The sequence below is a fragment of the Pseudomonas sp. MIS38 genome, assembly GCF_019891575.1.
Classification (GTDB): domain Bacteria; phylum Pseudomonadota; class Gammaproteobacteria; order Pseudomonadales; family Pseudomonadaceae; genus Aquipseudomonas; species Aquipseudomonas putida_A.
Window position 1 is genome coordinate 569,256 of record NZ_JAFLXF010000001.1, and the last position, 13,051, is coordinate 582,306.

The following is a 13,051-nucleotide window of genomic DNA, read 5'->3' on the forward strand; positions in this document are numbered from 1 at the left end:
GGCGTCACACGGGCATTATGCCGAATGTGCATAGGCCAGTGTTTAACAGCATTGGCCCAAAAAATCCCACAAGCCTAGCATTCGCAGCGTTCCGGCACAGACCGGGTCCATATCGAGATGATTTCTATCATGTCCTCCGCTGCATCTTTCCGCACAGAAAACGACCTGCTTGGCGCCCTCGAAGTACCGGCTCAAGCGTATTACGGCATCCAGACCCTGCGAGCGGTGAACAACTTCCGTCTCTCCGGCGTCCCGATTTCGCATTACCCGAAACTGGTTGTCGGTCTGGCCATGGTCAAACAGGCCGCTGCAGACGCCAACCGTGAACTGGGTCATCTGAGCGAAGCCAAGCACGCTGCCATCAGCGAAGCCTGTGCACGACTGATCCGCGGTGATTTCCACGAAGAATTCGTGGTCGACATGATTCAAGGTGGTGCCGGTACTTCCACCAACATGAACGCCAACGAAGTGATCGCCAACATTGCGCTCGAAGCAATGGGTCACCAGAAAGGCGAGTACCAGTACCTGCACCCGAACGACGACGTCAACATGGCGCAGTCGACCAACGACGCCTACCCGACCGCGATCCGCCTGGGTCTGCTGCTGGGTCACGACGCGCTGTTGGCCAGCCTCGACAGCCTGATTCAGGCCTTCGCGGCCAAGGGCAAAGAATTCGATCACGTCCTGAAAATGGGTCGTACCCAGCTGCAAGACGCCGTGCCGATGACCTTGGGTCAAGAGTTCCGTGCCTTCGCCACCACCATGGGCGAAGACCTGGCCCGTCTGAAGACGCTGGCCCCGGAACTGCTGACTGAAGTGAACCTGGGCGGCACCGCGATCGGTACCGGCATCAACGCCGACCCGCGTTATCAAGCGCTGGCCGTTCAGCGTCTGGCGCTGATCAGCGGTCAACCGCTGGTGCCAGCCGCCGACCTGATCGAAGCCACTTCCGACATGGGCGCCTTCGTGCTGTTCTCCGGCATGCTCAAGCGCACCGCGGTCAAGCTGTCGAAGATCTGCAACGACCTGCGCCTGCTGTCCAGCGGCCCACGCACCGGCATCAACGAGATCAACCTGCCAGCGCGTCAGCCAGGCAGCTCGATCATGCCCGGCAAGGTCAACCCGGTAATCCCGGAAGCCGTTAACCAGGTGGCCTTCCAGGTCATCGGTAACGACCTGGCGCTGACCATGGCAGCCGAAGGCGGCCAACTGCAGCTGAACGTGATGGAGCCGCTGATCGCGTTCAAGATCCTCGACTCGATCCGTCTGCTGCAACGCGCCATGGACATGCTGCGCGAGCACTGCATCGTCGGCATCACCGCCAACGAAGCACGCTGCCGCGAACTGGTCGAGCACTCGATCGGTCTGGTCACCGCGCTGAACCCGTACATCGGCTACAAAAACGCCACCCGCATCGCCCGTATCGCCCTTGAAAGCGGCCGCGGCGTGCTGGAACTGGTGCGCGAAGAAGGTCTGCTCGACGAAGCCATGCTCGCCGACATCCTGCGCCCGGAAAACATGATTGCCCCGCGTCTGGTTCCGCTCAAAGCCTGAGCCGACGCGTTACTTGTAGCACCGCTCACCAGGTCGAGGGACTAGACACCTCTCACCTTTTGAGGGCTTGGGGATCAGTCCCCAAGCCCTTTTTTTTAACTTTCTGATCCTGAGACCCGTATGTCTGGGGATTGCTCAATGTAGAGGTGAGCCCTTGTGGTGAGGGGATTCATCCCCGATGGGTCGCGAAGCGGCCCCAAAACCTGCAATCGCGATGTAACAAGTACACCGCATGCAATGATTTGCGACTGCTCCGCAGTCGATCGGGGATGAATCCCCTCGCTACAGGGTTTGCATCAACAGGAATGCAGTTCCCGCACAAGCCCGACGCCGGTAACGTCGGGTGTTTCAAAGCTTCGTTTCGTCGCTTGCACCACGAGCGTGCAGACGGGCGCCGCACTGATCGGTATAGTGCCGCCCCTCTTCGCGTGAGCGGTCGTCGGTAACGAGGCCATAACCCATGCGAAACCCGAACTAATAACAAACCCGCGAAATGGATCCGGGACGAAACCTTCGCCTCACCTGTCGTGCCGCGCGCAAACCGGTGTAACGCGATGTTTCGGAACATCCAGCATTTGCTTAAACAAAAAACAGCGAGGAAAAATCCATGCTCGAAGTCATCAACGACTTCCTCTCAGGGAAAGTACTGATCGTGCTCATTGTCGGGCTCGGTAGCTACTTCACGATTCGCTCGCGTTTCGTTCAATTGCGCCACTTCTTCCACATGTTCGCGGTGTTCCGCGACAGCCTGAAAAGCAGCGGCGGGCAACTCAGCTCGTTCCAGGCCCTGATGCTCAGCCTTGCCGGCCGCGTCGGTGCAGGCAACATCGCCGGTGTCGGCATCGCCGTGACCCTGGGTGGTCCGGGTGCGGTGTTCTGGATGTGGGTGACCGCACTGGTTGGCATGTCCAGCAGCTTCTTCGAGTGCACCCTGGCGCAGGTCTACAAGCGCGCCGAAGGCGACGGCCTGTACCGTGGCGGCCCGGCCTACTACATCCAGCACGGCCTGAAGTTGAAAGGCATGGCAGTGGTGTTCTCGGTCCTGCTGCTGGTCACCTACGGCTTCGCCTTCATCGGCCTGCAGTCCTACACCGTGACCCACTCGCTGCAAAACGCCTTTGCCTTCGACCCAAGCCACACCGGGATCGTCCTGGCGGTGCTGCTGGCCATCACCTTCATCGGCGGCATCAAGCGCATCGCTGCAGTGTCCGACCTGCTGGTACCGGTCAAGACCCTGGCCTATATCGGCGTGACCCTGTACGTGATCGGCACCCAGATCGAACACGTGCCAGCGATGCTGGAAACCATCTTCAAGAGCGCCTTTGGTCTCGACCCGGCCTTCGGTGGCCTGCTCGGCAGCGCCATCGTCATGGGCGTGAAGCGTGGCGTGTTCGCCAACGAAGCGGGCCTGGGCAGTGCGCCGAACGTCGCCGCCGTGGCCTCGGTGAAACACCCGGGCGCTCAGGGCGTGGTTCAGGCCTTCAGCGTATTCCTCGACACTTTCGTGATCTGCACCTGCACCGCGCTGCTGATCCTGTTGTCGGGCTTCTACACCCCGGGCTTCGAAGGTGACGGCATCGTCCTGACCCAGAACTCGCTGGCCGCCGTGGTGGGTGACTGGGGCCGCATCTTCGTCAGCGTCGCGCTGTCGCTGTTCGTCTTCACCTGCATCCTCTACAACTACTACCTGGGCGAAAACAGCCTGCAGTTCCTCAGCCGCAACCGCGCGTTGCTGATGGTGTTCCGCGGTCTGGTCCTGGCGCTGGTGGTATGGGGTTCGATGCAGGATCTGTCGACCGTGTTCGCCTTCGCCGACATCACCATGACCTGCCTGGCCTTCGTCAACCTGATGGCCCTGGCCATGCTGTTCAAGGTCGGCATGCGCGTGATGCGCGACTACGACGAGCAGCGCCGCGCCGGCATCAAGCAGCCGGTGTTCGACTCCAGCAAATTTACCGATCTGGATCTGGACCTGAAGGCCTGGCCGACCGAGGCGCCAGCCGCCGGCAAGACCGCAGTCGAGCCACAAGGCGTGCCTGCAGCGCAACGCTGACAGGTGAATGACGGGCGCATCCCCTGCGCCCGTCAGTTATTGTGATGCAATACCTGTAGGAGTGAGCCTGCTCGCGATAGCTGTCTTTCAGCCAACATTAATGTTGAATGATGAACCGCTATCGCGAGCAGGCTCACTCCTACAATGTCATCTCTTGTGGAGACCCTCAGATGATTGCCAACACCTTCCCCGCCGCCCAACACGTCATGGTGCTCTACACCGGTGGCACCATCGGCATGCAGGCCAGTGCCAACGGTCTGGCCCCGGCGTCCGGTTTCGAAGCGCGGATGCGCGACTACCTGCACAGCCAGCCTGAACTCGTTGTGCCGCAGTGGCGCTTCCGGGAAATGTCGCCGCTGATCGACAGCGCCAACATGACCCCGGCCTACTGGCAGCAACTGCGCGAAGCGGTGGTCGATGCGGTGGACGTGCAAGGCTGCGACAGCGTACTGATCCTGCATGGCACCGACACCCTGGCCTACAGCGCTGCGGCGATGAGTTTCCAGTTGCTCGGCCTGCATGCCCGCGTGTGTTTCACCGGCTCGATGCTGCCGGCTGGCGTCACCGACAGCGATGCCTGGGAAAACCTCGGTGGCGCGCTGGTTGCTTTGGGCCAGGGTCTGGCGCCGGGCGTGCACCTGTACTTCCACGGCGAGCTGCTGGCGCCGACCCGTTGCGCGAAAGTGCGCAGCTTCGGCCGGCATCCGTTCAAGCGCCTGGAGCGTCAGGGCGGCGGGGTGAAAGCGCCGTCGATTCCGGCCGCACTGAACTACAACCAGCCGAAACAACTGGCCAAGGTTGCTGTGCTGCCACTGTTCCCCGGCATCGGCGCCGAGGTGGTTGATGGCCTGCTGGCCAGCGGTATCAAAGGTCTGGTGCTGGAGTGCTACGGCAGCGGCACCGGACCGAGCGACAATCCCGAGTTCCTTGCCAGCCTCGGCCGCGCACGGGACAACGGTGTGGTGGTGGTTGCGGTCACGCAGTGCCATGAAGGCGGGGTCGAGCTGGATGTGTATGAAGCCGGCAGCCGTTTGCGCGGCGTTGGCGTGTTGTCCGGTGGCGGCATGACCCGAGAAGCGGCGTTCGGCAAGCTGCACGGCTTGCTCGGTGCGGGTCTGGACAACGCCGAAGTGCGGCGTCTGATCGAACTCGACCTGTGTGGCGAATTGCGCTGAGCCTGGTCCGGCGCCGGCGATAGTCCGACGCCCTACATATCTACCACCCACGCTGCATCGTGCCTCCCTAGCATGGAGCGATCCCGAGACTTGTCCTCGGGATCGCCTCCATCACCAGAACGCAGGGACGCACGATGAGTTCAGCAACCACAAGCTCCACCCGGCAGACGGCTGCCGGCACCAATCCCACCGAAGCCCTGATCACCCAATTGAGTGTCGGCCCCGACTTGCGCGACGTGGCCGCCGTGCTGTTGCGCGAACATTTGCGCAAGCTGTACCCCACGCTTGATCTGGAGCCGAGCATTACCATGATCGGCACGCCGCAATGGTCCATCGTCGACGAACAGATCGTTGCCGGAAATCCGACCTACCAGGCCTTGACCGAAATCCTCGCCGCCCAGGTCGTGCAGGGCACGCCGACGCTGTATATCGAAGGTGAACACTTTCTGACGCAACAACCGATCAGCGATCCGGCCGTCCACCTGCCGGTACGGATCGACGAAATCGCCAGCCTGCTCAACCTGCTGGCACCGGTCATGCTCACGGCGTTTCAGGAGCAACAGCTGGCGTACTGGAACAACGCCGACGACAGCAACGGCCCGCGTTGGCATACATTGTCGAACACCCTGCGCGAGATCTGGAACGTCAATCAGGTACAAGGCTGGAGCGAGAGTGACTGCGCAATGGCCCGCGCGCTGTATCGCACTGCCGGTCTGGCCGGCAGGAAAATCGATGACCAGAACAGCGCCTGCCTGATCGCCATTGATCTGATCGATGGCACAACCGTAAAGCATCTGAACGAAGTATCGATGGCCGTGCTGATCGGCACACAACAGGGAAAGACGGTCATCCTCGCCCATTCACTGCTCAAGGGTTATCAGAAGTTCGACTCTCTTGATGACCTGGGCAAATCCTTGCCTGCGCACGTGGGCAATCTTCAGCCGTACCAGCAGTTGAACTGGCGATTGCTGGAACCCTCGGGCAGCATCTTCGATTATCAGGCGTGTGCACTGGTCTCGATTCAGATCGATGTGATCGGCGCGCTGGATTTTTCTCCTGCCACACCTGCCCCGCTCGACAAGCCATTGTCCACGGCCACCCCCGAAGTCGACGCCACGGCGAAAAAGCCCGGCCCGCCATTGAGCTGGTTTCAGAATGCCTTGCCTGACTGGCTCATTGCTGCATCACTGCCGGATCTGAACAACTATTCCCGGCACTTGAAGGATCTGGCTGCACTGCATAACCAGAACACCGGCAAGTCCTATCTGGATGGCATCCTGCCAATCAGCGAATACGCGCTGAGCGAAATGAACGCCTTGCATGCCGAGACCCTTCGCGCGCACGCCGATGCGCAGCGTACCGATCTTGAAACAGCTCTGGAGTCGATCCAGTTGCGGGTCAAAAGTCCGGTGATCTGGGGCACCTTTACTGTTCCGGGAAAAATCGAGACTTACAATTTCAGCGTCACCGATCTGGCCTTGCAGAATCTGATTGCAGTGCCGGTAGGCAACAAGACCCTGCACTCCACCCGTGGCAAGCCATTGCCGACATGGCTGACCGTAAGCTATCTGGAAGACCTGGTAACCCGCGCGGATATCGGTACGACCTACCCGGCGCTGATCAAGCGTCAGTTGGTCGACACCACGCCAGCTTCCGCCGGGAGACAGGCACTGTTCACTCAACACTTGCGCATCCAGTTGCCGCTGCTGGCCCTGCAATCGAAAATTCGCGGCAAGGCCGGTATCGACGCACGCGGTTACCGCTATGTCGTCGCGGTGCTGGATCCCGACAGCAACCATCGCATGGTCGAGGACCAGACCATCGTCATGCGGCCTCTGGCTTTCGTACCTCAACGCAGAACAGACGGCAGCCATGACGAAGTCGCCAACATGTTCGTGATCGGTCCTGAGGACCCGAGCGCCGGGCCGTGCCTGCTGTATCGACCGATGCTCGACCAGCCGTTGACCCAATACCCTTCCCCCAGCAACTTGCTGTACGCCATCCAGCAATCCGCCAGTCTGCGTGACTCGGTGCTCGCCTGGCTCCCGGACCGCGTGCGCAGCGACTACGCCAACTATGTGTTTCCAGGCACGTTGCCCTCCCCCTGGGCCGTCACCGAGTTTCTGGTGGATGCGGAAAAAATGAGGGTCATGAGTGGGCCGATCAGCCTCGGTAGAAAGACCGTGGAGGGCGATCTGCCAGGCGCTCTGTACAAAGCCAACGCGTCGGCGCTGGTCGAGCTGGCCGACCGCCAGTCGGTGTCAAATGCGGAAAGTCGCTGGGCCAGTTTCAAACAGGCCGGATGGACCCTGTTCAATGCCGTCTTGCCGTTCCTCGGACGCACGGTGGGTGTCGCGACGTGGATCTGGCAGGTGATGGAGCAACTGCAAGCCCTGAAGGAAGCCCGGGAGCAGGATGACTCTTCCGCGCAATGGTCAGCGTTCACCGAGGTGTTGCTCAATCTGGGGATGGCGATCACGTTGCACATCGCAGGTCGCTCCCGACCACGGCTGGCCCATGAGACAGCGGCACGCGAAACACCGAAAAACCCTGACCCCACGACCACTGAAATCACCGTGCAACAACTGGAAAAAAGTGCTCCCCATGAAACCGCTGACCTGCAGCAAACCCTGAATATCAGCGGCGCCGCGAATCGCACGCCCGCAAGTCTGGGCACCGTGCTGTCCCACTTCAAAATCCTTCGCCCGCAACGTCTGGGTAGCGCCAACACCACGCCAGGGCTCTATCGCAATCTCTACAGCTACAACAGCAAATGGTACGCCCCGGTGGGCCATGACTGGTTCGAGGTCGCGGTGGACGAAAACGGTACCGTCATGATCATCGATCCGCAGGATCCAACCCGTACCGGCCCAGCCTTGATCGGCAATCTGCGTGGCGATTGGTTCGTCGATACCCGACTGCGTCTGCGCGGTGGCGGCTCGGCCGGCCTGACACAGCTGGCTGAAGCACAACGCCGCATCGAAGCGGAAAAACTGCGCACCCGCCTGACCGCCTTCGAAAGCCGTAAGGCGGCAGCGCAAGGCGAGCTGGAACAGGTCCGCCAGGCAATGAACGCTGCCACCGCTCAGACCGCTGCGGCCCACCGCCAGCTCTTTCTACAGTCTCTGGACAGGCAACGCGTCGCTTATGCCCAGGCGTTGAGCGATCTCAAGGCGTTGCATGTATTCTCGCCAACGGCTGACTACCAACAGAGATCCCTGAGCTACCTGAAGGCGCAGCTCGAACTCATCCATGCAGGGATTCGCGAAGCGCTGACCCTGTTCACGCCGACATTGCGCAGCGTACTCAATCATCTCGAAGAACAGGCTGAACAGCCCCAGAACCGGCATATTGCCGAAACGCGGCAGATGCTTGAGCTCAATCTGGACATGATCACGCGTCTGGAGCAGATCCAGGCACAATTGGTGCAACTCAAAGAGTTCGAGAGAGACGGCTTGCGCTTGATTCAACTGACCCGCAAGGCACTCCCGGCGTACTCGATCGAGGATCTCAAGGCACTGCAGGTGACACTGGCGCGCAATGTCTGCCTGCCCGAACACTCGGTAGCGACCGCCGCGGATGCCTGGCTCAGTCTCGACCAGATTGTCGATACCGCCGATATCGCCGTTCAAGCGCTGCGCGACACCCTTGAGGAGCGCAGCGTTTCCCGGCTCGACGAACGCATCGACTGCCTCAACGATCTGATCGAACAATTCAACGTACTCGACGAGCGCCTGGCAGACTTCAAGTCCGCGTTCGCTGACAGTGTGCAAGAGGCACCGCTGACAAACCTTCGCCAACAGCTCGAGCAATTCAACCGCAGCGCCCGCCACAACCTGGTGCTGTTGCTCGAAGAGCGCGACACCCTGCGCAGCCGCCCGGCGCTCCCCGTGCAACCGCCAAGGCCGAAAAAGAAGTTCATCCGCACCCGCTACAACGGCGTGCTGATCGGCGAGCCGCGCCTGACGGCACAGGGCCTGGAAACCGACCTGGTCGACATCAAGTCACCGCTCACGGACAAGGTCATCTCGACCTTTCATCAAAAAACTCCCGGGGTGTGGGTCGAACGTATCAGCACTGCCTTGCCGACGCCGACGCCAGCGCTCGAAACCAGCCTGAACAAGGGGCAGGACCTGCTCGACGGCCTGCCGGCGTTCACCCTGCGCATGAACGAACTCATGAAGCAGGCCGGACGCTCGGCGGTCGGTATCGAGTACCTGTTTCACCAGCACGCCCTGCAACTGGAACACGTCAGCGCGGCCATTGAACAGGCCCTGACCGACAGCAACGCCACGGACAGCAGCCAGCGCTCGGCTGCGGTGCTGAACAAGGCGCTGAGCGATGCCGTCGACAGCCTATATCAGCAGGCCAAAACCGCCATGTCGATGATGACCAGGGCACAATCACCCACACCATCAGGTGTCGCCTGGCTTCAGACCAATGACAGCATCCGTATTGCAAAAACTGTCAGTCGACGCCGCCTCAAGGGCGGCAAGGCGCTCTACCTGGACGAATACAGCATCACTGACCAGACCACGCGCAAGGTGCTGTGGTACGCGCACTTTCTGTACTCCACCTCATGGGTGCCGGACAAGGCCTTCCTCTCTGCACGTTTGAAAACCCCCGCGGAGCGGCAACTGGGATCCGATGCCGACAGCACTCGCGGGTTGAGCCGGGCCGAACGGCTGGCGTACTACCGCAGCATGATCGGCGTGGAGCAGGCCCGACAGCTGTTTTTCAGCGCGAGCTAAGGCATACGCTGATGACCGTGCACGACGTCACTCCTGCCTGTGGGCGTCGTGCACGGCACGCTACTTGCTGCCTCTTTTGCCAAAAACCAGCGGATGCCGCCTCATGCTCCACTCCCACCTCACGACGCTCAATGCCGTCTCACTGGTGCTCAACACCTTCAAGACCGAAGGCCTGTCGAGCGAAGCGCTGCTGGCCGGCAGCGGCATCAGTACGGCGGATCTGGCCCGTGCCGACACACGCATCACCACCAATCAGGAAATGCAGGTCTGCGCCAATGCGGTCGCGCTCAAGCATGACATCGGCCTGGAACTGGGCCGACGGATGCACGTTTCCTGCTACGGCATCCTCGGTTACGCCCTGCTCACCAGTGCCACCTTAGGTGACGCTTTGCGCCTGGCGATTCGCTATCCGGCGCTGCTGGGAACACTTTTCGAACTGAGCCTGGAAGACGACGGCGAGCGGGTCTGGTTCGTCGCCGCCGATTACCGCGAGAGCCCGTCGATGGCGGTGTTCAACGCGGAGTTCTGCCTGGTGTCATTGAAGGTCATCTGCGACGATTTGCTCGGGCATCCGCTGCCGCTGCTGGCGACACGCTTTGAACATGCCGCGCCGGATTATCGCGACAGCTACGCCGAGCACTTCGCCAGCCCGTTGCACTTCGGCGCCAAGGACAACGCCTTCGCCTTCGATCGGCGCTGGCTCGATCAACCGTTGCCGTTGGCCGACAGCATCACCCATCAGGCCATGGCCGACCGCTGCCGCAAACAGAACCTCGAGTTCACCGGGCGGCAGGCGTGGCTGGGGCGGATTCGTCAGTTGCTCAGTGCCCAGCTCAATGCAGCACCGGGGCTTGAGGGACTGGCCCAGCAGATGAAATGTTCGCCGCGCACCTTGCGCCGCCATTTGAAGGACATGGGCAGCAGTTATCAGGAACTGCTCGACGAACTGCGCTTCGAGCGGGCCAAGCAGATGCTGTGTGAGGATCAACTGCCGATCTACCGCATCGCCGAGACCCTGGGCTTCAGCGAGACCGCGAGTTTCCGCCATGCGTTCGTGCGCTGGAGCGGGGTGGCGCCGAGCCAGTTTCGCCCTCATTGATGTTCCAATGTGGGAGCGGGCTTGCTCGCGAATTCGCAGTGTCAGTCGCGATCAATTTATCTGACATACCGTATTCGCGAGCAAGCCCGCTCCCACCGGGACGCATTTCATGCCTGAATCGAAGCAAGGCTGTACTGAAAAGAGGGGCGAATTGCGGTCAGAGTTTTTGGCCATATCGATCCCCTTTTGGCCTTTCCTGCCGTTCTCCGATTCGCCGCGCGCCGCAACACTGGGGGCAACCGAATCAGCCCCCTGCGGAGAACAACAAATGCTGACGATCTACTCGGACGATCACCACCTGCACCACGGCCGCTGCGAACTCATCGACGGCCAGCTCAAGCCGTGTTTCGAAATGCCGTCGCGCGCCGACCACGTGCTGCAACGGGTACAGCACCAGAACCTCGGCCCGGTAGAAGCGCCAAAGGATTTTGGCCTCGAACCGATCGCGCGCATCCACAGCCGCGATTACCTCGACTTCTTCAAAGGTGCATGGGCACGCTGGACCGAATTCAACACCGACGGCGACCTGCTGCCCTACACCTGGCCCGCCCGCACTCTGCGGCAAATCAAACCGACCAGCCTGCACGGCCAGCTCGGCTACTACAGCTTCGACGGCGGCGCGCCGATCACCGCCGGCACCTGGCAAGCGGCGTACAGCGCAGCGCAGGTCGCCCTCACCGCCCAAGCGGAAATCCAGCGCGGCGCACACAGCGCCTTCGCCCTGTGCCGACCACCGGGACACCACGCCGCCAGCGACTTGATGGGCGGTTATTGCTACCTCAACAATGCCGCCATCGCCGCCCAGGCATTTCTCGATGCCGGCCACAGGAAAGTCGCGATCCTTGACGTCGACTATCACCACGGCAACGGCACCCAGTCGATCTTCTACGAGCGCAGCGACGTGCTGTTCACCTCGATCCACGGCCATCCGGAAGCCGAGTTTCCGTTCTTCCTCGGCTACGAGGATGAACGCGGTGAAGGCGCCGGTGAAGGTTTCAATTTCAACTATCCGCTGCCGGCCGGTTCCGGCTGGGATGTGTGGAGTGCGGCGCTGGAACAGGCCTGCAACGAGATCGACAGCTACGGTGCCGACATCATCGTCGTGTCGCTGGGCGTCGACACCTTCAAGGACGATCCGATCTCGCAGTTCAAGCTCGACAGCCCGGATTACCTGGCCATGGGCAAACGCATCGCCGCCCTCGGCAAGCCGACGCTGTTCGTCATGGAGGGTGGTTACGCGGTGGAGGAAATCGGCATCAACGCAGTGAACGTGCTCGAAGGGTTCGAACAATGAACCGACTCAAGCACTGCATTGCGCCAGCCCTGTGCGCCGCGCTGCTCAGCGTCGGCGCCCACGCCGAAGAACGCACCCTGCGCGTCTACAACTGGTTCGACTACATCACGCCCAAGGCGTTGGAAGACTTCAAGGCACAGAACACCCAGACCAGACTGGTCTACGACATCTTCGACACCAACGAAGCACTGGAAGCCAAGCTGCTGACCGGCAACTCCGGCTATGACGTGGTGGTGCCGTCCAACGTGTTCCTCGCCAAGCAGATCGAAGCCGGGGTGTTCCAGCCGCTGGATCGCAGCAAGCTGCCGAACTGGAATCATCTCGATCCGAAACTGATGAAGCTGATCGAAGCCAACGACCCGGGCAACAAATTCGCCGTGCCGTACATGTACGGCACCATCCTGATCGGCTTCAACCCGGCCAAGGTCAAAGCCGCGCTGGGCGATAACGCGCCGGTGGACAGCTGGGACCTGATCTTCAAGGAAGAGAATCTCAGCAAGCTCAAGCAGTGCGGCGTCGCCCTGCTCGATTCGCCGTCGGAGATCCTGCCGCTGGCGCTGCAACACCTGGGTCTGGATCCCAACAGCAAGAACCCGGCGGATTACGCCAAGGCCGAAGCGCTGCTGATGAAGATCAGGCCGTACATCACCTACTTCCACTCATCCAAGTACATGGCCGACATCGCCAACGGTGACATCTGCGTCGCGGTCGGTTATTCCGGCAGCTTCTCGCAAGCGGCCAACCGCGCCAAGGAAGCGAAGAACGGTGTGGTGGTCGACATGCGCCTGCCCAAGGAAGGCGCACCGATCTGGTTCGACATGCTCGCCATTCCCAAGGGCGCGAAGAACACCGAGGACGCCTACACCTTCATCAACTACCTGCTGCAACCGGCGGTGATCGCGCCGGTCAGCGACTTCGTCGGATATCCGAACCCGAACAAGGACGCCACGCAACTGGTCGATCCGGCGATCCGCAACAACCCCAACCTGTACCCGACCGATGCGGCGATGGGCACGCTTTACACCCTGCAACCGCTGCCGCGGGATGCCGAACGGGCACGCACCCGGGCCTGGACCAAGATCAAGTCCGGTACCTGAGCCGACGCTGACGACAAGACCCGCCGCC

At 61.2% G+C, this 13,051-nt stretch carries 7 protein-coding genes; all 7 read left to right on the top strand.

What is annotated here, in order from left to right:
• Nucleotides 1-129 precede the first annotated feature (129 nt).
• The 7 genes from aspA (at nt 130) to J1G18_RS02620 (ending at nt 13,023) form a co-directional block, all read left to right on the top strand.
• Entirely contained in the window at nt 130-1,554 is a 1,425-nt protein-coding gene (gene aspA / locus J1G18_RS02590; RefSeq protein ID WP_027610364.1) for an aspartate ammonia-lyase, read from the top strand.
• A gap of 607 nt (nt 1,555-2,161) precedes the next feature.
• A complete protein-coding gene (locus tag J1G18_RS02595) occupies nt 2,162-3,607 on the top strand; it encodes an alanine/glycine:cation symporter family protein (RefSeq protein WP_135296861.1) in 1,446 nt (481 codons plus the stop codon).
• A 170-nt stretch (nt 3,608-3,777) separates the two neighbouring features.
• Nucleotides 3,778-4,782, top strand: coding sequence for an asparaginase (locus J1G18_RS02600; protein WP_098966334.1), 1,005 nt, complete (start codon nt 3,778-3,780; stop codon nt 4,780-4,782).
• Nucleotides 4,783-4,916: 134 nt separating this feature from the next.
• Nucleotides 4,917-9,533, top strand: a complete 4,617-nt coding sequence (locus tag J1G18_RS02605) for a hypothetical protein (RefSeq protein WP_098966336.1) — start codon at nt 4,917-4,919, stop codon at nt 9,531-9,533.
• Nucleotides 9,534-9,636: 103 nt separating this feature from the next.
• Nucleotides 9,637-10,632 (top strand): AraC family transcriptional regulator, encoded by a 996-nt coding sequence (locus J1G18_RS02610; RefSeq protein WP_223007044.1) that lies wholly within the window; start codon nt 9,637-9,639, stop codon nt 10,630-10,632.
• Between the two features lie 268 nt (nt 10,633-10,900).
• Nucleotides 10,901-11,926, top strand: a complete 1,026-nt coding sequence (locus J1G18_RS02615) for a histone deacetylase family protein (protein WP_134785022.1) — start codon at nt 10,901-10,903, stop codon at nt 11,924-11,926.
• On the top strand, nt 11,923-13,023 hold the full coding sequence (locus J1G18_RS02620; RefSeq protein ID WP_134785023.1) for a polyamine ABC transporter substrate-binding protein: 1,101 nt from the start codon (nt 11,923-11,925) through the stop codon (nt 13,021-13,023). The genes J1G18_RS02615 and J1G18_RS02620 overlap by 4 nt, the downstream gene beginning before the upstream one ends.
• Nucleotides 13,024-13,051: the final 28 nt, after the last annotated feature.

Bases quoted from the DNA above. Each gene is read 5' to 3' on its own strand.
- J1G18_RS02620 (WP_134785023.1), top strand. From the start codon at position 11,923: ATGAACCGACTCAAGCACTGCATTGCGCCAGCCCTGTGCGCCGCGCTG.
- J1G18_RS02605 (WP_098966336.1), top strand. From the start codon at position 4,917: ATGAGTTCAGCAACCACAAGCTCCACCCGGCAGACGGCTGCCGGCACC.
- J1G18_RS02615 (WP_134785022.1), top strand. From the start codon at position 10,901: ATGCTGACGATCTACTCGGACGATCACCACCTGCACCACGGCCGCTGC.
- J1G18_RS02595 (WP_135296861.1), top strand. From the start codon at position 2,162: ATGCTCGAAGTCATCAACGACTTCCTCTCAGGGAAAGTACTGATCGTG.
- J1G18_RS02610 (WP_223007044.1), top strand. From the start codon at position 9,637: ATGCTCCACTCCCACCTCACGACGCTCAATGCCGTCTCACTGGTGCTC.
- aspA (WP_027610364.1), top strand. From the start codon at position 130: ATGTCCTCCGCTGCATCTTTCCGCACAGAAAACGACCTGCTTGGCGCC.
- J1G18_RS02600 (WP_098966334.1), top strand. From the start codon at position 3,778: ATGATTGCCAACACCTTCCCCGCCGCCCAACACGTCATGGTGCTCTAC.